The organism is Klebsiella sp. GW_Kp182, assembly GCF_040062275.1.
Classification (GTDB): Bacteria; Pseudomonadota; Gammaproteobacteria; order Enterobacterales; family Enterobacteriaceae; genus Klebsiella; species Klebsiella michiganensis.
This window is the reverse complement of the sequence record NZ_JBEAFQ010000043.1, coordinates 77,661-100,707: the sequence shown is the minus strand read 5'-3', so window position 1 is coordinate 100,707 and position 23,047 is coordinate 77,661. Positions and strand designations below refer to the sequence as shown.

Annotated in this window: 22 protein-coding genes; 14 read left to right on the top strand and 8 right to left on the bottom strand. The window is 56.3% G+C overall.

Annotated elements, in window-relative coordinates; all coding sequences use genetic code 11:
• Positions 1 to 227 precede the first annotated feature (227 nt).
• Entirely contained in the window at positions 228 to 614 is a 387-nt protein-coding gene (gene panM / locus ABLU88_RS18990; RefSeq protein ID WP_348837583.1) for an aspartate 1-decarboxylase autocleavage activator PanM, read from the bottom strand.
• A 420-nt stretch (positions 615 to 1,034) separates the two neighbouring features.
• Here panM and livK point away from each other — a divergent pair, with 420 nt between their 5' ends.
• Genes livK through livF form a run of 5 tightly spaced genes read left to right on the top strand, consistent with a single transcriptional unit; the run spans position 1,035 to position 5,903 of the window.
• Positions 1,035 to 2,144 (top strand): high-affinity branched-chain amino acid ABC transporter substrate-binding protein LivK, encoded by a 1,110-nt coding sequence (gene livK, locus ABLU88_RS18985; protein WP_014227089.1) that lies wholly within the window; start codon positions 1,035 to 1,037, stop codon positions 2,142 to 2,144.
• Positions 2,145 to 2,204: 60 nt separating this feature from the next.
• Positions 2,205 to 3,131 (top strand): high-affinity branched-chain amino acid ABC transporter permease LivH, encoded by a 927-nt coding sequence (gene livH, locus ABLU88_RS18980; protein WP_014227088.1) that lies wholly within the window; start codon positions 2,205 to 2,207, stop codon positions 3,129 to 3,131.
• Positions 3,128 to 4,408: a branched chain amino acid ABC transporter permease LivM gene (gene livM, locus ABLU88_RS18975; RefSeq protein WP_025107864.1), complete on the top strand. Its 1,281-nt coding sequence runs from the start codon at positions 3,128 to 3,130 to the stop codon at positions 4,406 to 4,408. The genes livH and livM overlap by 4 nt, the downstream gene beginning before the upstream one ends.
• Positions 4,405 to 5,172: a high-affinity branched-chain amino acid ABC transporter ATP-binding protein LivG gene (gene livG, locus ABLU88_RS18970; RefSeq protein WP_004855045.1), complete on the top strand. Its 768-nt coding sequence runs from the start codon at positions 4,405 to 4,407 to the stop codon at positions 5,170 to 5,172. Before livM ends, livG begins: the two co-directional genes overlap by 4 nt.
• A gap of 17 nt (positions 5,173 to 5,189) precedes the next feature.
• On the top strand, positions 5,190 to 5,903 hold the full coding sequence (livF, locus tag ABLU88_RS18965) for a high-affinity branched-chain amino acid ABC transporter ATP-binding protein LivF (protein ID WP_004126158.1): 714 nt from the start codon (positions 5,190 to 5,192) through the stop codon (positions 5,901 to 5,903).
• Between the two features lie 44 nt (positions 5,904 to 5,947).
• Here livF and ABLU88_RS18960 read toward each other — a convergent pair whose 3' ends face one another.
• The 4 genes from ABLU88_RS18960 to ABLU88_RS18945 all read right to left on the bottom strand — a co-directional run bounded on the left by ABLU88_RS18960 (position 5,948) and on the right by ABLU88_RS18945 (position 10,801).
• Positions 5,948 to 7,543 carry an altronate dehydratase family protein gene (locus ABLU88_RS18960; RefSeq protein WP_014839706.1) on the bottom strand — a complete coding sequence of 532 codons (1,596 nt, stop codon included), beginning with the start codon at positions 7,541 to 7,543 and terminating at the stop codon, positions 5,948 to 5,950.
• Between the two features lie 33 nt (positions 7,544 to 7,576).
• Positions 7,577 to 8,887, bottom strand: a complete 1,311-nt coding sequence (locus ABLU88_RS18955) for an MFS transporter (protein ID WP_009654269.1) — start codon at positions 8,885 to 8,887, stop codon at positions 7,577 to 7,579.
• Between the two features lie 18 nt (positions 8,888 to 8,905).
• The gene (locus ABLU88_RS18950) at positions 8,906 to 9,805 is read right to left on the bottom strand and encodes a dihydrodipicolinate synthase family protein (RefSeq protein ID WP_348837578.1); all 900 of its coding nucleotides are present in this window, start codon (positions 9,803 to 9,805) and stop codon (positions 8,906 to 8,908) included.
• Positions 9,806 to 10,033: 228 nt separating this feature from the next.
• On the bottom strand, positions 10,034 to 10,801 hold the full coding sequence (locus tag ABLU88_RS18945) for an IclR family transcriptional regulator (RefSeq protein WP_014839703.1): 768 nt from the start codon (positions 10,799 to 10,801) through the stop codon (positions 10,034 to 10,036).
• Between the two features lie 271 nt (positions 10,802 to 11,072).
• On the opposite strand from ABLU88_RS18945, the gene ugpB reads away from it, so the two are divergent.
• The 5 genes from ugpB to ugpQ all read left to right on the top strand — a co-directional run bounded on the left by ugpB (position 11,073) and on the right by ugpQ (position 16,050).
• On the top strand, positions 11,073 to 12,389 hold the full coding sequence (ugpB, locus tag ABLU88_RS18940) for a sn-glycerol-3-phosphate ABC transporter substrate-binding protein UgpB (RefSeq protein WP_004855028.1): 1,317 nt from the start codon (positions 11,073 to 11,075) through the stop codon (positions 12,387 to 12,389).
• Between the two features lie 122 nt (positions 12,390 to 12,511).
• Entirely contained in the window at positions 12,512 to 13,399 is an 888-nt protein-coding gene (gene ugpA, locus ABLU88_RS18935) for a sn-glycerol-3-phosphate ABC transporter permease UgpA (RefSeq protein ID WP_004126134.1), read from the top strand.
• The gene (gene ugpE, locus ABLU88_RS18930; RefSeq protein ID WP_004116045.1) at positions 13,396 to 14,241 is read left to right on the top strand and encodes a sn-glycerol-3-phosphate ABC transporter permease UgpE; all 846 of its coding nucleotides are present in this window, start codon (positions 13,396 to 13,398) and stop codon (positions 14,239 to 14,241) included. The genes ugpA and ugpE overlap by 4 nt, the downstream gene beginning before the upstream one ends.
• Before the next feature lies 1 nt (position 14,242).
• The gene (locus ABLU88_RS18925; protein ID WP_025107858.1) at positions 14,243 to 15,313 is read left to right on the top strand and encodes a sn-glycerol-3-phosphate import ATP-binding protein UgpC; all 1,071 of its coding nucleotides are present in this window, start codon (positions 14,243 to 14,245) and stop codon (positions 15,311 to 15,313) included.
• Positions 15,310 to 16,050: a glycerophosphodiester phosphodiesterase gene (gene ugpQ / locus ABLU88_RS18920; protein ID WP_014227082.1), complete on the top strand. Its 741-nt coding sequence runs from the start codon at positions 15,310 to 15,312 to the stop codon at positions 16,048 to 16,050. Before ABLU88_RS18925 ends, ugpQ begins: the two co-directional genes overlap by 4 nt.
• Positions 16,051 to 16,073: 23 nt before the next feature.
• Here the strand turns inward: ugpQ and ABLU88_RS18915 are convergent, their stop codons facing one another.
• On the bottom strand, positions 16,074 to 16,394 hold the full coding sequence (locus tag ABLU88_RS18915) for a DUF2756 family protein (RefSeq protein WP_348837573.1): 321 nt from the start codon (positions 16,392 to 16,394) through the stop codon (positions 16,074 to 16,076).
• Positions 16,395 to 16,514: 120 nt separating this feature from the next.
• Here ABLU88_RS18915 and ggt point away from each other — a divergent pair, with 120 nt between their 5' ends.
• Positions 16,515 to 18,257, top strand: a complete 1,743-nt coding sequence (gene ggt / locus ABLU88_RS18910; protein WP_032694233.1) for a gamma-glutamyltransferase — start codon at positions 16,515 to 16,517, stop codon at positions 18,255 to 18,257.
• Positions 18,258 to 18,307: 50 nt separating this feature from the next.
• On the opposite strand, the gene yhhY is transcribed toward ggt, so the two are convergent.
• Positions 18,308 to 18,799 (bottom strand): N-acetyltransferase, encoded by a 492-nt coding sequence (gene yhhY, locus ABLU88_RS18905; RefSeq protein WP_025107856.1) that lies wholly within the window; start codon positions 18,797 to 18,799, stop codon positions 18,308 to 18,310.
• Positions 18,800 to 19,046: 247 nt separating this feature from the next.
• A complete protein-coding gene (locus ABLU88_RS18900; protein WP_102803177.1) occupies positions 19,047 to 19,706 on the bottom strand; it encodes a polymer-forming cytoskeletal protein in 660 nt (219 codons plus the stop codon).
• A gap of 253 nt (positions 19,707 to 19,959) precedes the next feature.
• Between ABLU88_RS18900 and ABLU88_RS18895 the strand changes: the two genes are divergently transcribed.
• From ABLU88_RS18895 to gntR, 3 genes are all read left to right on the top strand, one after another.
• Positions 19,960 to 20,997: an oxidoreductase gene (locus ABLU88_RS18895; RefSeq protein WP_122116817.1), complete on the top strand. Its 1,038-nt coding sequence runs from the start codon at positions 19,960 to 19,962 to the stop codon at positions 20,995 to 20,997.
• 121 nt (positions 20,998 to 21,118) lie between these two features.
• Positions 21,119 to 21,814 carry a pirin family protein gene (locus tag ABLU88_RS18890; protein WP_004855003.1) on the top strand — a complete coding sequence of 232 codons (696 nt, stop codon included), beginning with the start codon at positions 21,119 to 21,121 and terminating at the stop codon, positions 21,812 to 21,814.
• A 114-nt stretch (positions 21,815 to 21,928) separates the two neighbouring features.
• The gene (gene gntR / locus ABLU88_RS18885; protein ID WP_004106498.1) at positions 21,929 to 22,924 is read left to right on the top strand and encodes a gluconate operon transcriptional repressor GntR; all 996 of its coding nucleotides are present in this window, start codon (positions 21,929 to 21,931) and stop codon (positions 22,922 to 22,924) included.
• Positions 22,925 to 23,047: the final 123 nt, after the last annotated feature.

The window sequence follows — 23,047 nt, the reverse complement described above, 5'->3', positions numbered from 1 at the left end:
CGCGCTGCGCTTACCCGGGCTACAGGCTGGTGCGGTCTGGTTTTTTGTAGCCCGGGTAAGGCGTTACGCCGCAACCCGGGGAATGCGCCGGGGTTGATGCATTGGTTCGGTTTCTTCCCGGGTCGCGCTGCGCTTACCCGGGCTACAGGCTGGTGCGGTCTGGTTTTTTGTAGCCCGGATAAGGCGTTACGCCGCAATCCGGGAATGTTCAGCCTTCTTTCGCCGATTTATTGCTTTTTTACCCAACCGCCGTTTTGCGCGTTAAAGCCCAGCGCCTGCATAAACGCCGCCATCACGCCGCGGTCTTCCGCGTCGGCATCCGCGATGCGCCAGCTGCTGATTTCCGGGTTATCCCTTAGCACCTCTTCCACTAAATACTGTCCGACGCCGCGACGGCGGGTCACTTCACGCACGCACAGCGCGCTGAGTTCGCCCTCAACGCCGTTTAGCGTTACGCGAACCGCGGCCAGCAGGCGCTCATTGAAGCGGGCGGCATAAATACGATGGCTTTCATCCAGAGCCAGCGCCGCAAGATCCTGCGACGGCCAGATTTTACCTAAGTCGATGCGATCCTGATCGCTGAAGTGCTGTAAACGAATAATGGTCAGTTTCATACGCGAGGGTCCAGTCAAAACAGAGGCGTTAGTGTATCCAAATTCCCTGCCAGGCGGAGCGCCGTTTTTTGCCTGTTCATCAGGGGATTCGTTTTCCTGGAAGGAGCAGGGTAGAGCAATTCATCATGGATCGAAAAATAAGCAGAATTTTAACCTGATATGTAGCGTTTTATTCCGCCTTATGTATCGTTATTTTATGCTGTTTACTGGACTTTTTTTGTTTATCTTCCAGCAAATACAGAATATTATCTTTGCTTAATCGCCTGAAAAATAGAGATTTTACTCTGTATTCAGGCAAAAAACCTCGCTAAACCATTAAAGATAATGGTAAAAGTAGCGTTGTTTAATAAAAGTACAGAATGCTTTTTAACCATAAAAATACAAAATATTTACACCACATCACGAACGGGGTTCTGCAGCATGAAAAGGAACGCGAAAACGGTTATCGCGGGGTTAGTCGCACTGGCGATGTCCCAGGCGGCTTTTGCCAAAGATATTAAGGTCGCCGTTGTTGGCGCGATGTCTGGCCCGGTAGCCCAGTGGGGCGATATGGAATTCAACGGCGCGCGCCAGGCGATCAAAGATATTAATGCCCAGGGCGGCATCAAGGGCGATAAGCTGGTTGCCGTGGAGTACGATGACGCCTGCGACCCGAAACAGGCCGTTGCGGTGGCGAACAAAATCGTCAATGACGGCATTCAGTACGTTATCGGCCACCTCTGCTCTTCTTCCACCCAGCCGGCATCCGATATCTATGAAGATGAAGGCATTCTGATGATCTCCCCGGGCGCGACCAACCCGGAGCTGACCCAGCGCGGCTATCAGTACATCATGCGTACCGCCGGTCTGGACTCTTCGCAGGGGCCAACCGCCGCAAAATACATCATGGAAACCGTCAAGCCGCAGCGTATTGCTATCATTCATGATAAGCAGCAGTACGGCGAAGGCCTTGCGCGTTCTGTCCAGGAGAGCCTGAAAAAAGGCGGCGCGAATATCGTCTTCTTCGACGGCATTACCGCCGGTGAAAAAGACTTCTCCGCGCTGCTGGCGCGCCTGAAAAAAGAGAATATCGACTTCGTTTACTACGGCGGCTACTACCCGGAAATGGGCCAGATGCTGCGCCAGGCGCGCTCCGTGGGCCTGAAAACCGTGTTTATGGGCCCGGAAGGCGTGGGTAACGCGTCGCTGTCCAACATCGCGGGCGATGCGGCGGAAGGCATGCTGGTGACGATGCCAAAACGCTATGACCAGGACCCGGCCAACAGCGCTATCGTTGACGCGCTCAAAGCCGAGAAGAAAGACCCGAGTGGTCCGTATGTCTGGATCACCTACGCCGCCGTGCAGTCGCTGGCGCAGGCGATGGACCGGGCCGGAAGCCAGGAGCCGCTGGATTTAATCAAAGATCTAAAAGCTCACGGCGCGAAAACCGTGATTGGGCCGCTGAATTGGGACGAAAAAGGCGATTTGAAGGGATTTGAATTTGGTGTCTTCCAGTGGCACGCGGACGGGTCATCCACCCTCGCGAAATAAGCCATAAGACAAGTTATCCCACCGCCCGTGCAAAGCGGGCGGGTAGAAAAAGGTTACCTTATGTCCGAGCAGTTTCTCTATTTTCTGCAGCAGATGTTTAACGGCGTCACGCTGGGAAGCACCTATGCGCTGATTGCCATCGGCTATACCATGGTGTACGGCATTATCGGCATGATCAACTTCGCCCACGGCGAGGTCTATATGATTGGCAGCTACGTCTCCTTCATGATCATTGCCGCCCTGATGATGATGGGTATCGATACCAGCTGGCTGCTGGTTGCCGCCGGATTCGTCGGCGCTATCGTGATTGCCAGCGCCTACGGCTGGAGTATCGAACGCGTGGCCTATCGGCCGGTGCGCAGCTCAAAACGCCTGATTGCGCTGATCTCCGCCATCGGGATGTCCATCTTCCTGCAAAACTACGTCAGCCTGACGGAAGGTTCGCGCGATGTCGCGCTGCCGAGCCTGTTCAACGGCCAGTGGACGGTAGGCAGCAGCGATAACTTCACCGCTACTATCACCACCATGCAGCTGGTTATCTGGGTGGTGACGTTTATCGCCATGCTGGCGCTGACGCTCTTTATCCGCTATTCCCGCATGGGGCGCGCCTGCCGCGCCTGCGCTGAAGACCTGAAAATGGCCAGCCTGCTCGGGATTAACACCGACCGGGTGATTGCGCTGACGTTTGTGATCGGCGCGGCAATGGCGGCGGTTGCCGGCGTTCTGCTCGGTCAGTTCTACGGCGTAATCAACCCGTACATCGGCTTTATGGCCGGGATGAAGGCCTTTACCGCCGCGGTGTTGGGCGGCATCGGCAGCATTCCCGGGGCGATGATCGGCGGGCTGATCCTCGGTATCGCCGAAGCGCTCTCTTCTGCCTATCTCAGTACGGAATATAAAGACGTGGTCTCCTTCGCGCTGCTGATCCTGGTTCTGCTGGTGATGCCTACCGGTATCCTGGGCCGTCCGGAGGTAGAAAAAGTATGAAACCGATGCATTTTGCGATGGCGCTGCTGTCCGCGGTGATGTTCTTTATCCTGGCGGGCGTCTTTATGGGCGTGCAGCTGGAGCTGGACGGCACGAAGCTGGTGGTGGATACCGCCGCCGATATCCGCTGGCAGTGGATCTATATCGGTACCGCAGTGGTTTTCTTCTTCCAGCTGCTGCGTCCCATTTTCCAGAAAACCATGAAGAACGTCTCCGGGCCGAAGTTTATTCTGCCGGCTATCGACGGTTCGACGGTAAAACAGAAGCTGTTCCTGATCGCCCTGCTGGTTATCGCCGTGGCGTGGCCGTTTATGGTGTCGCGCGGGACGGTGGATATCGCTACCCTGACGATGATCTATATCATCCTCGGCCTGGGCCTTAACGTGGTGGTGGGGCTTTCCGGCCTGCTGGTGCTGGGCTACGGCGGTTTCTACGCCATCGGCGCCTACACCTTCGCGCTGCTGAACCACTATTACGGTCTGGGCTTCTGGACCTGCCTGCCGCTGGCGGGGCTGGTGTCGGCGGCGGCGGGCTTCCTGCTTGGCTTCCCGGTCCTGCGCCTGCGCGGCGACTATCTGGCGATTGTCACGCTTGGCTTTGGCGAAATCGTGCGCATCCTGCTGCTTAACAACACCGAAATAACCGGTGGCCCGAACGGCATCAGCCAGATCCCGAAACCGACGCTGTTCGGCCTTGAATTTAGCCGCAGCGCCCGCGAAGGCGGCTGGGATACGTTCAGCAACTTCTTCGGCGTGAAGTACGATCCCTCCGATCGCGTGATTTTCCTCTACCTGGTCGCTCTGCTGCTGGTGGTGTTAAGTCTGTTCGTGATTAACCGCCTGCTGCGTATGCCGCTGGGCCGCGCGTGGGAAGCGCTGCGTGAAGATGAGATTGCCTGCCGCTCGCTGGGCCTCAGCCCGACGCGCATCAAGCTGACCGCCTTTACCATTAGCGCCGCGTTTGCCGGTTTTGCCGGCACTCTGTTCGCCGCCCGTCAGGGCTTCGTCAGCCCGGAATCCTTTACCTTCGCCGAGTCGGCCTTTGTGCTGGCGATTGTGGTTCTCGGCGGTATGGGCTCCCAGTTCGCGGTGATCCTGGCGGCGGTTCTGCTGGTGGTCTCGCGCGAGCTGATGCGTGATTTCAATGAATACAGCATGCTGATGCTGGGTGCGCTGATGGTACTGATGATGATCTGGCGTCCGCAGGGGCTTCTGCCGATGACCCGTCCGCAGCTGAAGCTGAAAAATGGGCAGGCCAAAGAAGGAGAGCAGGCATGAGTCAGCCATTATTATCCGTAAACGGTCTGATGATGCGTTTTGGCGGCCTGCTGGCGGTCAACAACGTGTCGCTGGAGCTGCGCGAGCGGGAAATCGTTTCGCTTATCGGCCCTAACGGCGCGGGCAAAACCACCGTTTTTAACTGTCTGACCGGTTTCTATAAGCCAACCGGCGGTACCATTATGCTGCGCGACCAGCATCTGGAAGGGCTGCCGGGCCAGCAGATTGCCCGTATGGGCGTAGTGCGAACGTTCCAGCACGTGCGTCTGTTCCGCGAAATGACGGTGATTGAAAACCTGCTGGTGGCGCAGCATCAGCAGCTGAAAACCGGGGTTTTCTCCGGCCTGCTGAAGACGCCGTCCTTCCGCCGCGCCCAGAGCGAAGCGCTGGACCGCGCCGCGACCTGGCTTGAACGTATTGGCCTGCTTGAGCATGCCAACCGGCAGGCCAGTAACCTGGCCTACGGTGACCAGCGCCGTCTGGAGATTGCCCGCTGTATGGTGACCCAGCCGGAAATTCTGATGCTGGATGAGCCCGCGGCGGGGCTAAACCCGAAAGAGACCAAAGAGCTGGACGAGCTAATCGTCGAGCTGCGCAGCCATCACAACACCACCATCCTGCTGATTGAGCACGATATGAAGCTGGTGATGGGCATTTCCGATCGTATTTACGTGGTAAACCAGGGCACGCCGCTGGCCAACGGTACGCCGGAAGAGATCCGCAACAACCCGGACGTGATCCGCGCCTATTTAGGTGAAGCATAATGGTGGTGACGCATAAGATGGAAAAAGTGATGTTATCTTTTGACAACGTCAGCGCGCATTACGGCAAAATCCAGGCGCTGCACAACGTCAGTCTGCATATCAATCAGGGAGAGATTGTCACCCTGATTGGCGCCAACGGCGCGGGGAAAACCACGCTGCTGGGTACCCTGTGCGGCGACCCGCGCGCCTCCAGCGGCCGCGTGGTTTTCGACGGTAAAGATATTACCGACTGGCAGACGGCGAAAATCATGCGCGAAGCGGTGGCGATCGTGCCGGAAGGGCGCCGCGTTTTCTCGCGGATGACGGTGGAAGAGAACCTGGCGATGGGCGGTTTTTTTGCCGACCGCGACCAGTTCCAGACCCGCATCAAATGGGTGTATGAGCTGTTTCCGCGCCTGCATGAGCGCCGGGTTCAGCGGGCGGGCACCATGTCCGGCGGCGAGCAGCAGATGCTGGCTATCGGGCGCGCGCTGATGAGCCAGCCGCGCCTGCTGCTGCTGGATGAGCCTTCGCTCGGTCTGGCGCCGATTATCATTCAGCAAATCTTCGATACCATCGAACAGCTGCGCGAGCAGGGGATGACTATCTTCCTCGTCGAGCAGAACGCCAACCAGGCGCTGAAGCTGGCCGACCGCGGCTACGTGCTGGAAAACGGCCACGTGGTGCTTGAGGATACCGGCGACGCGCTGCTGGCGAATGAAGCGGTACGCAGCGCCTATCTGGGCGGGTAGTGAAGACAAAACGCCCGGCATCTGCCGGGCGTTTTACTTGGCTACTACAGTTCCAGAGAGCGTTTCCACAGCATAAAATCATACTGTTCGAGCGCATCCGCTTTGGTGCGCCAGGTCCCACTGGCGGTGGCGATGATTTTCTCAAACAGGCCGTCGGCGATGTCCGCCAGCGGCGTGCCTTCGATAATCGGCCCGCAGTCATAATCGATAATATCCGGCATCTTTTTCGCCAGCGCGGAGTTGGTTGAAACCTTAAGCACCGGAACGATAGGGTTCCCCGTCGGCGTACCTAACCCGGTTGAGAAGATCACCACGTTGCACCCCGCCGCGACCAGGCCCGTTACCGCGTCCACATCGTTGCCCGGCGTGCAGACCAGCGAAAGGCCGCTTTCTCCCATCGGTTCGGCGTAGTCGCATACCGCGCTTACCGGCGCTCTGCCGCCTTTTTTCGCCGCGCCGGCGGATTTGATGGCGTCAGTGATCAGCCCATCGGCAATGTTTCCCGGGCTGGGATTATCGGCGATGGTGGTACCGAAGAAGTTCGCGACATGCTCATAGTTTTTCATCAGCGACAAAAACTTCTCTTTCAGCTCGCGGGTCGCGCAGCGTTGCACGATATCCCCTTCAGCGCCGCACAGCTCGGGGAATTCCGCCAGCCCCGACGCGCCGCCGAGGGCGACAAGACGATCCGACACTTCGCCCATCGCCGGGTTAGCGCTGATCCCCGAGAACCCGTCAGAAGCGCCGCACTTCACGCCGATTTTGAGGTGGGAGAGCGGGACGTCCTGCCGCTCGGCGACGGGGGCTTCGCGGATCGCGTTATAGGTTTCAGTCAACGCATCCTGCATCATTTTTTCTTCGCTACTCCAGTCCTGCTGTCTGAAGTAAATAATCGGTTTGTTGAAATTCGGGTTGCGCTTCGCCAGCGCGGCGTTGAAATCAACAATCCGCGCTTTTTCACAGCCGAGGGCAAAGACCGTCACGCCAAGAACGTTGGGATGATCGGAATAGGCGGCCAGCACGTCGCACATCGTCATGCTGTCCGAGGTGGCGCCGCCGCAGCCGGAATTGACGGTAATACAGCGGATGCCGTCAAGATGCGGGAAGGGCAGATGCCGGGTATCGTTTAATGCTCCTGCCGACGTCACCTGGCGAGCAAAATTTTTCAGGCCGTTATTGGCGTAGCCGAGGGCGTCGTTCAGCGCATCGGTGACGCGCTGAACGTTGCGGTTTTCACAGAATACCAGCGGAATGACCAGCCAGTAGTTCGCGGTGGCGACCCGGCCATCTTCGCGAACTATGCCCTTGAAAGTCCGCTGCTGCCAGGCGGAAACATCCGGCTGCTGCCAGTCATAGGGCGCGACGTCGTCAAGCGAAACCGGGGCCGCGTAGTGTTTGATATTCTCAGTGGTAATGGCTTCGCCGCGGGTGATGGGGCGCGTCGCTTTGCCGACCGGAACGCCGTACAGCGACACGATATCGCCGGGCGCAATATCCTCGGTGGCGAATTTATGTTTGGCTTTGACATCGCTACGCAGAACGTAGGCTTCATCGTTCCAGTGAACCCGCTGCTCTTTGCGTAAGTCCTGCAGCGCAACGATCAGGTTATCGGTAGGGTCAATTTTTAAGATGGTCTGCATGTTCATTATCCTTTGTTATAAGCGCATCAGGACTTAGTGATGGGGGACCGCGACGCCGTTTGTCGCTTTTCTGCCGGCAAGGGCGGCAATCAGCAGCGCGCAGCAGACGGTGATGAGCGACAGGGCGACCAGACCCGCCGAATCGTTGCCGAAGAAGGCATCGACCTCAACGCGAATCAGCGGCGCGAGGAAGCTGCAAAATGCGCCCATGGTGGTGCAAAAGCCGATACTGGCGGCCAGCGCCGAGCCTGACACAATCTGCGCCGGGAAAGTCCAGAAGATAGGTTGCACTGAGAGGAAGCCGATGGCCGACAGCGAGAGCGCGGCAATGGCGAGTACCGGGCCGGACCAGGCAGAAACAAACAGCCCCAGCGCCGCCGCCAGCATACAGATGACTGAAATCAGCACCCGACGGGCCGGCATTTTGTCCGCCAGACGCGGAATGTAATAGACGCCGACGGCGGAGCAGGCCCACGGAATGGCGGCGACCAGCGACTCCTTAAAGCCGAGGGTGGAGCCCATTAGCGAGGCGACTTGCGAAGGCAGGAAGAACATCAGCCCGTAAACGCTGATCTGGATGGTGCCGTAGATCAGCGCCAGGTGCCAGACTTTCAGGCTTTTCAGGGCGGTGCCGACGCTGCTGGTTTCCGTCTGCCGCTGCTCCTGCTGAAGCTGAGCAATCAGCGCTTTTTTCTCTTCGTCGTTCAGGAATCGCGCTTTGGCCGGCGTATCATCAAGCCAGAACCAGGCGAAGATCCCCATGATGACCGCCGGAATGCCTTCGATAAAGAACATCCAGAACCAGCCGGGTTTGCCGAGGAAGCCGTGCATTTCCAGAAGCGCCCCGGAGATGGGCGAGCCTAAGGTTAATGCCAGCGGCACGCCGAGCACGAAGATACCGACGACGGAGGCGCGAACTTTATTGGGAAAGTAGATGGAGGCCAGCAGCAGAATACCGGGATAAAAACCGGCTTCGCCTAACCCCAGTAAAAAGCGCAGAACAATAAACTGGGTTTCCGTCTGCACCAGTCCGGTGAGGGCAGAGAGAACGCCCCACAGCGCGGTGGTGATGCTTAACCATTTTTGCGCGCCGATTTTATTCAGAATCAGGTTAGCGGGAATACCAAACAGCGCATAGGCGGCGAAAAAGATCCCCGCGCCGAGGGCGAAGGCGGAATTGGAGAGCCCAATATCCACCTGCATCGCCTCTTTGGCGAATCCCACGTTCACCCTGTCGATAAAGGCGATGAAGTACAAAATAAACATCAGTGGCACCAGGCGCTTCCATGATTTGGTAATCGCGGAATTGAGGGCCGGATTGTCGTAAGCTGTGATGGTTTTCATAATACCTCCGCGTGGGGGTCAGGCATTAATTTCAATACCAGCGCGGGAAAGTATCCGCAGAATACTTTCGGTCTGGCAGGTGGCGAGCGAGCTAAACGGTGGCGTGCAGCGGTCGGACTGAATAATTCCGCGCAGCTGTAACGCTTTTTTAAATGTTGGAATGAACGGATCGTTAACCGCGTAAATATCCATTAACCTATCCACTTTTTGCTGATACCGCGAAATTTGCTGCATATCGTTATCGTTAAATGCCTGCATCCAGTCGCGGAATATTTCAGGGCAAATATTGGATAACCCGCCAATACATCCATCGCCCCCCGCCAGGACATTGTGCGCGAAGTTATTGTCATAACCGGCATAGACTTCAAAATACGGTAGTTCAGATTTTACCTGGCGAATCACCTGCGACGTGTGATTGGTGTCCGGAATGGTGTCTTTAAGACCGACAATATTTGGGAACTCGCTGGCGAGTCGTAAACAGACCTCCGGCGAGACGGAATAGCCGGTGCGCTCCGGAAAGTTATAGATGAATATTTTGGCGGCGGTGCGGCGGGCAATCTGGCTATAAAATGTATAAATGCCTTCATCAGTCAGGCGGAAGTACCACGGGCTGATAATCATGACGCCATCCAGCCCGCACTCATCTGCATAGTTTGCCAGCTCTACGCACTCGTCAATATCCATGCGGCTGGTACCCGCATAGGCCTTTATTCCCTCGCGCGGGAACTCTGCCGCCATTTGAATTATCTGACGGGATGTTTTCATATCCAGCGAGAAAAACTCGCCGGTACTGCCCATGACGACAAATCCCGATACGCTGTTTTTAATAAAATCGTACAGGCGAAAATTTCCGTCAGGATCCAGCCTGCCCTGCTCATCAAAAACCGTTATTGCCGGGGTGATGTAACGACTTTGCATATTCAACCTCTTTGTTGTTCGTATATACAAACACTGTTTGTATTTGCGATTAAGCATAAGTAAACACGCCATCGACGTGAAGTCAAATGGCGCCAAAGTCGTGCGGATAATTGATTAAATCAATGAATAGATGGGGAATTATGCAGAAGAGACGGGCGTCACGGCGGATCATTAAATATCGGTATTGTGTGGGTAATCACAATTCCGACGGCATCGTGGGCGAATAAATCAGTAATTTTTAATATCAGGCAGCTTATTCAGCACGCTTTCGATACGACCCTTTGCCTCTTTTAACGCGCGAATAACCTGCTGCGTTTTTTCATCGCTGGCGCGGAAAGAGGGCAATGAGACGCTGATCGCCGCCAGAATAATGCCTTTCTGCAGCAGGGGGACGGCAAAGCAGATGGTATCGTCGTTGATTTCCCGATCGTCCATGGCATAACCGTTGGCGGCGACCCATTCCAGCTGCTGACGAAGCTGAGCCATATTCGTTACGCTGCGGGCGGTAACGGAAGGAAAACCCTGCGGATAGAGCTCCAGGATCTCTTCGTCGCGGTGCTTATGCAGCAGCGCCTTGCCCAGGGCAGAGCAGATCGCCGGAAGGCGAGTCCCTACCTTAGAGACCAGCTGCACGGTTTGGTCGCCCTGAACTTTATCAACATAGAGCACCCAGGCGTCATCCAGAATGCCGAGCTGGCAAACTTCATTGCATTCATTGACCACCGCGTGCATTTCGCTATTGATCGTTTTCAGCCAGAACTCTTTTTCCACCGTTGAGCTGGCCAGAACCGCGCACGAGATCCCCAGCGTATATATGCCGTTGCGATCGTCGTGGCTGATATATTTCCGGTACTGCAGCGATTTGAGGATCGGGAAAATGGTTCCCTTCGAAATATCCGTTTTGAGCGATAGCTCGGAAAGCGTCATTCCGTCTGCGTTGGCTAAGGTTTCCAGAATGAGTAAAACGCGTTCGGTAGGTTTATGAAGCGTCTTCATATTTTTCCTTATGACGGCTCGCCGGAGAGTGCTGTTTAACGCCCCCTATTTAACTACAGATCCCCGCTTATCTGTAGCCTGCACCACCTCTCTTTTTCGCTTTGCCATTTCCCTGCCACTTTTTTTTCACCGTTTCATCATGTTTTTGCCAATTTATTGTAATATTTTTGTAATGCAATAGTTATTTTTCTGTCATTCGAGCATGTCATGTTACCCCCGCGAACATAAAACGCGTGAAATCGCGCATCCGGAACAACAAGAGAGATAACCGATGATATCGTTACGACATACAGCTTTAGGACTGGCGCTCAGCCTGGCATTTGCCGGACAAGCCCTGGCGGTAACCACTATCCCGTTCTGGCACTCGATGGAAGGGGAGTTGGGGAAAGAAGTTGATTCACTGGCGCAACGTTTCAACGCAGCCAACCCGGACTACAAAATTGTTCCGGTGTATAAAGGCAACTATGAGCAGAGCCTGAGCGCCGGCATCGCCGCCTTCCGTACCGGCAACGCGCCGGCTATTCTGCAGGTTTACGAAGTCGGCACCGCGACGATGATGGCCTCGAAGGCGATTAAGCCGGTCTATCAGGTGTTCAGCGATGCGGGCATTCAGTTTGATGAAACGCAGTTCGTGCCAACCGTCTCCGGATATTACACCGACTCCAAAACCGGCCATCTGCTCTCCCAGCCGTTTAACAGCTCCACGCCGGTGCTGTACTACAACAAAGACGCCTTTAAAAAAGCCGGATTAGATCCGGAACAGCCGCCGAAAACCTGGCAGGATCTGGCGGCGTATACCGCGAAGCTGAAAGCCGCCGGGATGAAATGCGGCTACGCCAGCGGCTGGCAGGGCTGGATTCAGATTGAAAACTTCAGCGCCTGGCACGGCCTGCCGGTGGCGACCAAAAACAACGGCTTCGACGGTACCGATGCGGTACTGGAGTTCAACAAGCCGGAGCAGGTGAAGCATATCGCTCTGCTCGAAGAACTGAACAAGAAAGGCGACTTCAGCTACTTCGGGCGTAAAGACGAATCCACCGAGAAGTTCTATAACGGCGACTGCGCCATTACCACCGCCTCTTCCGGCTCCCTCGCGGATATTCGCCAGTACGCGAAGTTCAACTATGGCGTAGGGATGATGCCGTACGACGCCGACGTGAAGGGCGCGCCGCAAAACGCCATTATCGGCGGGGCCAGCCTGTGGGTGATGCAGGGTAAAGACAAAGAAACCTATACCGGCGTCGCCAAATTCCTCGATTTCCTGACTAAGCCGGAAAACGCCGCCGAATGGCATCAGAAAACCGGCTATCTGCCGATTACCACCGCCGCCTATAACCTGACCCGCGAACAGGGCTTCTATGATAAGAACCCCGGTGCCGATATCGCGACGCGCCAGATGCTGAACAAGCCGCCGCTGCCGTTCACCAAAGGTCTGCGCCTGGGCAATATGCCGCAGATTCGTACCATCGTGGATGAAGAACTGGAAAGCGTATGGACCGGGAAGAAAACGCCTCAGCAGGCGCTGGACGCCGCGGTTGAGCGCGGTAATCAGCTGCTGCGCCGTTTCGAGCAGTCAACCAGGTCGTAATCTTATAGCCAGCCCCTCACCCTCTCCCCGTCGGGGAGAGGGGATCGCCCGGAGCCGTCTTTTCATCCTCGCCCGTTTAGGGAGAGGGCCGGGATGAGGGGAAACCAACTCAGAGTTTAACTATGTCATCATCCCGTCCGGTGTTCCGCTCGCGTTGGCTGCCCTATGTGCTGGTCGCGCCGCAGCTGGTTATCACCGTCATCTTTTTTATCTGGCCCGCGGGCGAAGCGCTGTGGTATTCACTGCAGAGCGTCGATCCGTTTGGGCTCTCCAGCCAGTTTGTTGGCCTGGATAACTTTTTAGCCCTCTTCCAGGACCCGTACTACCTGGACTCCTTCTGGACCACCATTAAGTTCAGCACGATGGTTACCGTCAGCGGCCTGCTGATCTCGCTGTTTTTCGCCGCGCTGGTGGATTACGTGGTGCGCGGCAGCCGCTTTTATCAGACGCTGATGCTCCTGCCCTATGCCGTTGCGCCCGCGGTGGCGGCGGTGCTATGGATCTTCTTGTTCAACCCCGGACGCGGGCTGATTACGCATCTCCTCGGTGAGATGGGCTACGACTGGAACCACGCGCAGAACAGCGGTCAGGCGATGTTCCTTGTGGTTTTCGCCTCGGTCTGGAAGCAGATTAGTTACAACTTCCTGTTCTTCTTCGCCGCGCTGCAATCTATTCCCCGCTCGCTGGTAGAAGCCGCCGCGATTGACGGCGCCGGCCCGGTTCGCCGCTTCTTCAGGCTGGCGCTGCCGCTGATCGCCCCGGTGAGCTTCTTCCTGCTGGTGGTGAACCTGGTATACGCCTTCTTTGATACCTTCCCGGTTATCGATGCCGCAACCGGCGGCGGGCCGGTTCAGGCGACGACAACGCTGATTTATAAGATCTATCGTGAAGGTTTTGCCGGGCTCGACCTTTCCGCTTCCGCCGCCCAGTCGGTGGTGCTGATGTTCCTCGTCATCATTCTGACGGTGGTGCAGTTCCGCTACGTTGAACGAAAGGTGCGCTACCAATGATTGAGAATCGACGCGGGCTGACGATTTTCAGCCATACCATGCTGATTTTAGGGATCGCGGTCATTCTGTTTCCGCTGTATGTCGCCTTTGTCGCGGCGACGCTGGACAGTAAAGCGGTCTTTGATACGCCGATGACGCTGATTCCCGGCGGCCATCTGCTCGAAAACATGAAATTTATTTGGGTGAACGGCGTAGGGGCCAATAGCGCGCCGTTCTGGCTAATGATGCTCAACAGCTTCATCATGGCCTTCGGCATCACGGTAGGCAAAATTACGGTCTCGATGCTCTCCGCTTTCGCCATCGTCTGGTTTCGTTTTCCGCTGCGTAACCTGTTCTTCTGGATGATTTTCATCACGCTGATGCTGCCGGTTGAGGTGCGTATTTTCCCGACGGTGGAAGTGATCGCCAACCTGAAAATGCTCGACAGCTATGCCGGGCTCACGCTGCCGCTGATGGCCTCGGCGACCGCCACCTTCCTGTTCCGCCAGTTCTTTATGACCCTGCCGGACGAGCTGATAGAGGCCGCACGTATCGACGGCGCGTCGCCGATGCGCTTCTTCCGCGACATCGTGCTGCCGCTGTCGAAAACCAACCTGGCGGCGCTGTTCGTCATCACCTTTATCTACGGCTGGAACCAGTATCTGTGGCCGCTGCTGATCATTACCGATGTGAATCTCGGCACGGCGGTCGCGGGCATTAAAGGGATGATCGCCATCGGCCAGGGTACCACGCAGTGGAATCAGGTGATGGCGGCGATGCTGCTCACGCTGATTCCTCCGGTTGTCATCGTTTTAGCCATGCAGCGCGCGTTTGTGCGTGGTTTAGTGGATAGTGAGAAATAAAATGGCAGGACTTAAGCTACAGGCAGTAACCAAAAGCTGGGATGGCAAAACCCAGGTGATCCAGCCGCTGACGCTGGACGTCGCGGACGGCGAATTTATTGTGATGGTGGGTCCCTCGGGCTGCGGAAAATCAACCCTGCTGCGCATGGTGGCGGGCCTGGAGCGGGTCACCAGCGGTGATATCTGGATCGACCGCAAGCGCGTCACCGAAATGGAACCGAAAGATCGCGGTATTGCGATGGTGTTCCAGAACTACGCCCTCTACCCGCATATGAGCGTGGAAGAGAATATGGCGTGGGGCCTGAAAATTCGCGGTTTAGGTAAAGGATTAATTGCCGAACGTGTCCAGGAAGCGGCGCGCATTCTGGAGCTGGATGGCCTGCTGAAGCGCCGTCCGCGCGAACTCTCCGGCGGCCAGCGCCAGCGCGTGGCGATGGGGCGGGCTATCGTGCGCGACCCGGCGGTATTCCTGTTTGATGAGCCGCTCTCCAACCTCGATGCCAAACTGCGCGTGCAGATGCGTCTGGAGCTGCAGCAGCTGCACCGTCGGCTGAAAACCACCTCGCTGTACGTGACGCACGATCAGGTGGAAGCCATGACCCTCGCGCAGCGGGTGATGGTGATGAATAAAGGCATCGCCGAGCAGATTGGTACGCCGGTCGAGGTCTACGAAAAACCGGCCAGCCGCTTTGTGGCGAGCTTTATCGGCAGCCCGGCAATGAACCTGCTGGAAGGCCGGGTCAGCGACGACGGTAGCCGCTTCGAGCTTGAGGGCGGGATGCTTTTACCCATCAACAGCGAGCATCGCCGCTATGCCGGGCGTAAGATGACCCTGGGTATCCGTCCGGAACATTTTGCATTAAGCTCCGAGGCGGAAGGTGGCGTACCGCTGGTGATGGATACGCTGGAAATTTTAGGTGCCGATAACCTCGCCCACGGGCGCTGGGGCGAGCAAAAGCTGGTGGTCCGGCTGCCGCACCAGCAGCGTCCGCAGGCGGGCAGCACCCTGTGGCTGCATCTGCCGCAGGAAAGTCTGCATCTTTTTGATAGTGAAACAGGACAACGCGCATGAGTCACTGGCCTTATCCTCATATCGTCGCCCACCGCGGCGGCGGTAAACTGGCCCCGGAAAATACCCTGGCGGCCATCGATACCGGCGCTCGTTACGGCCATACGATGATTGAGTTTGACGCTAAGTTATCGAAAGACGGGCAGATTTTTTTACTGCACGATGACAATCTCGAACGCACCAGCAACGGCTGGGGCGTGGCGGGCGAACTGGCGTGGAACGATCTGCTAAAAGTGGATGCCGGCAGCTGGTACAGCGGTGAGTTCAAAGGCGAGCCGCTGCCGCTGCTGAGCGAGGTGGCCGACCGCTGCCGTCAGCACGGCATGATGGCCAATATCGAAATTAAACCGACCACCGGCACCGGGCCGCTGACCGGCAAAGCGGTGGCGCTGGCGGCGCGTGAGCTGTGGCAGGGAATGACACCGCCGCTGCTCTCATCGTTTGACGTTGATGCGCTGGAAGCCGCGCAGGAGGCGGTGCCCGAACTGCCGCGCGGGCTGCTGCTGGATGAGTGGCGCAACGACTGGCGCGAACTGACCGCGCGTCTCGGCTGCGTCTCTATTCACCTCAACCATAAGCTGCTGGATGAAGCGCGCGTGGCGAGCCTGAAGGCCGCGGGCCTGCATATTCTGGTCTATACCGTGAACAAACCGCAGCGCGCCGCCGAGCTGCTGCGTTGGGGCGTGGACAGCATCTGCACCGATGCGATTGACGTCATCGGCCCCAACTTCCCGGCGTAATCCGCTTCTGCGTCAGGCGGCCCTTACGGGGTCGTCTGGCGCTGCAGCATCCCAACGTTGGTGTTAGGGAGAGGCTGCTCACGGGTCAGATTGTTATTCTGCTGTACCCGCTGCCGATCGTTATTCAACTGCGTCTGAAGATGCTGCTGCTGCGCGCGCGACTGGCTTTGAATACTCTGCTTAAGATTGTTTTGCTGCTGCATTTGCTGGGTCTGCATCTGATTTTGCATTCGCTGCTGGCTGGGCACCACGTACCCCGGCTGATTGGGGTTATTGTCGATATTGATCGGCTGCGCCATGACGCTCAGCGGCAGCAGCGCCGCCAGATATAACATTGCTTTCATTGTTCTCTCCTCACTTCGTGGGATCGCTTAAGTTTACTCCCTTTCCGGCGCAACAATGATTTTTTAAGACTTATCATCCAGGATTATGGGTAAATAAAAACATCATTCAGGAGTATGACAATGATAAAAACAACGCTCTGGCGTCAGGTGGTCATCGCTGCGTTGCTGGCGGGCGGCAGTTTTACCGTCGCGGCAGATCCCGCCCCTCCGCCGGTATCTTATGGCGTAGAGGAAGATGTATTTCACCCGGTCCGCGCTCAGCAGGGGATGGTGGCCTCGGTGGACGCGCTGGCAACGAAGGTAGGTGTGGATATTCTGCGTCAGGGCGGCAACGCGGTCGATGCCGCCGTGGCGGTGGGCTACGCGCTGGCGGTCACCCATCCGCAGGCCGGTAATATCGGCGGCGGCGGGTTTATGATGCTGCGAACCAAAGACGGTAATACCACGGCGATCGACTTCCGCGAGATGGCCCCGGAACAGGCCACCCGGGATATGTTTCTCGACGATCAGGGCAACCCGGACAGCAAGAAATCGCTGACCTCGCATCTGGCTTCCGGCACGCCGGGCACCGTCGCCGGCTTCTCCCTCGCGCTGGAAAAATACGGCACGATGCCGCTCAACAAAGTGATTCGCCCGGCGATTAAGCTGGCCGAAGAGGGCTTCACGGTAAATGATGCGCTGGCCGACGACCTGAAAACCTACGGCAGCGAAGTGATCCCCGACCATGCCAACAGCCGGGCTATCTTCTGGAAAAACGGCGAGCCGCTGAAAAAGGGCGATAAGCTGGTGCAAAAACAGCTGGGGAAAAGCCTGGAGCTGATTGCCGAGCTGGGGCCGGATGCCTTCTATAAAGGCGCGATTGCCGACCAGATTGCCGCTGAGATGAAGAATAACGGCGGGCTTATCACCAAAGCGGATCTGGCGAATTACAAGGCGGTCGAACGTACGCCGGTGAGCGGCGAGTATCGCGGCTATCAGGTGTTCTCAATGCCGCCCCCATCGTCCGGGGGCATTCATATCGTGCAGATCCTGAATATCCTCGAAAACTTCGATATGCATAAGTACGGCTTCGGCAGCGCCGACGCCATGCAGGTGATGGCGGAAGCCGAAAAGCACGCCTATGCCGACCGTTCGGAATACCTTGGCGATCCGGACTTCGTCAAGGTGCCGTGGCAGGCGCTGACCAGCAAAGCGTACGCCAAATCGATTGCTGAGCAGATTGATATCAATAAGGCGAAGCCGTCGAGCCAGATTCGCCCCGGTAAGCTGGCGCCGTATGAAAGCAATCAGACTACCCATTTCTCGGTGGTGGATAAGGACGGTAACGCCGTTGCCGTGACCTATACGCTGAATACGACCTTTGGAACCGGCATCGTGGCGGGGAACTCCGGCATTCTGCTGAATAATCAGATGGATGATTTCTCAGCTAAACCCGGCGTGCCAAACGTCTACGGGCTGGTGGGCGGTGACGCCAACGCCGTCGAGCCGAAAAAACGTCCGCTGTCGTCGATGTCGCCAACGATTGTGGTGAAAGATGGCAAAACCTGGCTGGTGACCGGTAGCCCCGGCGGCAGCCGCATTATCACCACCGTCCTGCAGATGGTGGTGAATACCATTGATTTCGGAATGAACGTCGCGGAAGCCACCAACGCCCCGCGCTTCCATCATCAATGGCTGCCGGACGAACTGCGTGTAGAGAAGGGATTTAGCCCGGATACGCTGAAGCTGCTGGAGAGCAAAGGGCAGAAAGTGGCGGTGAAAGAGGCGATGGGCAGCACCCAGAGTATTATGGTTGGCCCGGACGGCACGCTGTACGGCGCATCCGATCCGCGTTCCCCGGATGATTTAACGGCAGGGTATTAGGTTTACCCTCACTCCGACCCTCTCCCTGCCGGGAGAGGGTTAGTTGAGCGTCACCCCTTCAGCCGCGCCATAAAGTAGGCATCGACATATTCGCCGTTGCGCAGGGCGTATTGCTTGCCGGTCCCTTCTACAATAAAGCCAAATTTGCGGTAAAGCGCCATCGCGGATGGGTTGTCCGTAAACACGGTTAATTCAATACGATCGACGCGCAGCCAGTTATCACAGAGATTAATCATCTCTCGCATCAGCGCGCTGCCTACGCCACGGCCGTGCGCCTGCGCGGCAACGCTGACGCCAAAGGTCGCCACGTGGCTGCGACGAGGGCTGGGTTCGATGCTGAGCCTGAGGTGGCCCACCACCTGTTCGTCGATTGTCGCGACCAGATGACGGCTACCGGGTTTCGGTAGCAGGCGTTCCTGCCACATTTCCATAGAAGGATGAGGGAGCTGTAGCGTGTCGTGATAGACCTCCGGATGCGCAGTTATCTGGCGTAAAGGTTCAGCATCCCGTGGCTCGGCGTGACGTATCACTATGTCGCTCATTCTTCATTTTCCTTTTTGGGTTAATCGTCCCCTTAAAGATCGCTGACTTTAAAAAAGGGAGCAACGCCTATTTTTTGCAAAAAGAGGTGGACAATTGCGAATGAGAATGATTATTATTGCTCTGCATTCAGGGAGACCCTTGCGGAAAGCCTGAAAGCACGACATTGCTCACATTGCTTCCAGTATTACTTTAGCCAGCCGGGTGCTGGCTTTTTTTTGCTTTTTTTTCAGCCTGCACCCGAAGACGCTACTGCGCCGCTTCGGCAGTATGCGCTTCCGCTCTCTCTTTCGTTTCTACCGCGGTATCTGTGATGAATCCCACCACGTTGTTCTTTTCCGCGACCGGCGGCAGCACTTCTGCCTGGCCGGAAAAAACGCCGCCCTTGTTAATGGCCAGCGTGCGGTAGGCCAACGTGCCGGTGACCTGGCCGTTCTTATCGATTTCAATCGTCTCGCTGCGGCACTGGCCGAGGATGCAGCCGTCGATAATCAGCTCGCGGCAGGTGATATTTCCCTCGACCAGGCCTCCGGCCATAATCTTAATCTGGCTCTCTTCGGCGTCGATATTGCCGCTTACGGTACCGTAAATATCGACATCTCCCTCGGCGATAATATTGCCGTCAAAGCGGATGCCGCTGGCGATAACCGTGGCGGCAGGTTTGCGGGAAACGGCTAACGGGGATGCGCTGTTGAGTACCGGCGTAGCCACCGTCTGTGGCGTCGCTTCAACGTTTTTATTCTTTTTAAACATATGGTTAATCCGATGATATTGAAAATGAAAAACGAAAGATGACAAGGAGAAAGAGCCCGATAGCCAGGCCAGATACGTGGATTCGCAGCACCAGGCCATCAGGCCAAGCAGCCAAAAGAGAAGGGCGCTATTCAGGGCGATATACTTGCTTTCCATACGAACGAGATGGCTACTCCTTTAGTCATCGTGTTTTGGGAAACGGCGAGCGCGATGCGGCGTCATGTTCCTACGCGCTGGATAAAAAACGTTCTTTTCCCGAGGGCCCTCTTATCCAGAATTTAGGCCGTAGGGTCAATGAATTTGAGCGTTAAATTTTACATTTAAGAATTTGGCACACTTATTGAAGGGGTTAAGTTCGCAGCCAGCTTGCGCTATGGTTAATAGCAGAGACCTAACAAAGGACCGCGTTATGACTTTGCACTGCGCATTTATTGGATTCGGCAAAAGCACCACCCGCTACCATCTTCCCTATGTCCTGCACCGAAAAGACCGCTGGCACGTGGCGCATATCTTTCGCCGCAGCGCAAAGCCAGAGGAACAGGCACCGGTATACTCGCATATTCACTTCACCAGCGACCTCGACGAAGTGCTTAACGATCCGCAGGTCAAGCTGGTGATTGTGTGCACCCACGCGGACAGCCATTTTGCCTATGCCAAACGGGCGCTGGAGGCGGGCAAAAATGTACTGGTCGAAAAGCCCTTTACCCCGACCCTTGATGAGGCAAAAACGCTATTCGCCCTGGCGAAAAGCAAGGGATTGACGGTCACGCCGTACCAGAATCGTCGCTTCGACTCCTGCTTCCTGACCACGAAGAAAGTGATTGAGAGCGGAAAGCTGGGCGAGATCGTCGAGATTGAAAACCATTTTGACAACTATCGCCCGGTAGATGGAGGGAAACCCGGCCTGCCTCAGGACGGCACGTTTTACGGCCTGGGCGTCCATACCCTGGACCAAATTATCTCCCTGTTCGGTCGCCCGGACCATGTCTCTTACGACATCCGTAGCCTGCGTAACAAGGCCAATCCGGACGATACCTTTGAGGCCCAGCTGTTCTACGGCAACCTGAAGGCGATTGTCAAAACCAGCCATCTGGTGAAGCTGCCCTATCCAAAATTCATCGTCCATGGTCATAAAGGGTCGTTTATTAAATACGGTATCGACCAGCAGGAGACCAGCCTGAAGGCCAATATTATGCCGGGCGAGCCGGGATTCGGCGCGGACGAGACGGTTGGTCTGCTGGAGTACGTCAATGAGGCGGGCGAAACCGTACGGGAAGAGATCCCGCTTGAAACCGGCGACTATGGGCGGGTCTATGATTCGCTGTATGAAACCCTCGTTAACGGTCAGCCAAATTTCGTCAAGGAATCTGACGTTCTCACGAATCTGGAGATCCTCGAACGCGGCTTTGAACAGCCATCTCCAGCTACGATTACCCTTACCCGATAAGCCCTCATGGCTCCTCTGCACTCGTTCATATTTTTTGAACAGAGGAGTCAATTTTCACCCTCTATGATCGCCAGGGGATTGGGTCCACACTTATCCCATCGAAAACATACGGGGGTGCAACATGATCTACTTACGCAAAGCTAACGAACGCGGCCACGCTAACCACGGCTGGCTGGATTCCTGGCATACTTTCTCTTTCGCGAACTATTACGACCCTAACTTTATGGGCTTCTCGGCGCTGCGGGTGATCAATGACGACGTGATTGATGCAGGCCAGGGCTTCGGTACCCATCCGCACAAGGACATGGAAATCCTGACCTACGTGCTGGAAGGGGCCGTTGAGCACCAGGACAGCATGGGGAATAAAGAGCAGGTGCCGGCGGGTGAGTTCCAGATCATGAGCGCGGGTACCGGGATTCGTCACTCGGAGTACAACCCAAGCAACACGGAAAAACTGCATCTGTACCAGATCTGGATTATGCCGGAAAAAAATGGCATCACGCCGCGCTACGAACAGCGCCGCTTTGACGCCGCGCAGGGCAAACAGCTGGTGCTGTCGCCGGATGCCCGCGAAGGTTCGCTGAAGGTGTACCAGGATATGGAACTGTACCGCTGGGCGCTGCTGAAAGATGAGCAGTCGGTGCACCAGATTGCCGCTGAACGGCGGGTGTGGATCCAGGTGGTGAAAGGTGAAGTCACCATCAACGGGACGAAGGCCACCACCAGCGATGGCCTGGCCATTTGGGACGAGCAGGCGATTTCCGTACACGCCGACGGCGATAGCGAAATTCTGCTGTTCGATCTGCCGCCCGTCTGATCGTTCTCCGATCGGGTCTAAATAAATTGCGCAACCTTCCCTGATGTTAGGGAAGGTTGCGCTTTGTCCGTGATAAACTGAGAAAATGTTTCCCCGTTGATCGCAGTCAGGACGATGAAAAAGAAAAGACCCGTACTTCAGGATGTAGCCGATCTTGTCGGCGTGACCAAAATGACGGTCAGTCGCTACTTACGTAACCCGGAACAGGTTTCCGAAGCGCTGCGTGGCAAGATTGCCGTTGCTCTCGATGAACTGGGTTATATTCCTAATCGCGCCCCCGACATCCTCTCGAATGCCACCAGCCGCGCTATTGGCGTGCTGCTGCCCTCGTTAACTAACCAGGTTTTCTCAGAAGTGCTGCGCGGTATTGAAAGCGTGACCGACTCTTTCGGTTACCAGACGATGCTGGCGCACTACGGCTATAAGCCGGAAATGGAAGAAAAACGCCTGGAATCCATGCTTTCCTGGAACATTGACGGCCTGATCCTTACCGAACGAACCCATACGCCGCGCACCCTGAAGATGATTGAAGTGGCGGGTATCCCGGTTGTGGAGCTGATGGACAGCCAGTCGCCGTGCCTCGATATCGCCGTCGGCTTTGATAACTTTGAAGCGGCCCGGCAGATGACCGCGGCGATTATCAATCATGGTCACCGTCACGTTGCCTATCTTGGCGCACGTCTTGATGAACGTACTATCATCAAACAGAAGGGGTATGAGCAAGCGATGCTTGATGCCGGAATGACGCCCTACAGCGTGATGGTTGAGCAGTCTTCCTCTTATTCATCGGGGATTGAGCTGATGCGCCAGGCGCGTCGCGAATATCCGCAGCTTGACGGCATTTTCTGTACCAACGATGACCTTGCGGTCGGCGCGGCGTTTGAGTGCCAGCGGCTGGGGCTTAAAATCCCTGACGATATGGCGATTGCCGGTTTCCACGGCCACGATATCGGCCAGGTGATGGAGCCGCGCCTGGCCAGCGTGCTGACGCCGCGCGAGCGGATGGGGCGGATTGGTGCTGAACGTCTGCTGGCGCGTATTCGCGGTGAAGCGGTGACGCCTAAGATGTTAGATTTAGGTTTCACATTGTCACCGGGCGGATCTATTTAAACTGACAAATTTGAAGTAGATCACACATATTCACATCTGGCACGAATGGTTATTGCTTCTCCACAACTCCGGCATGACAATGTTACCGATAACAGTTACCCGTAACAATTAACCTGTACGCCA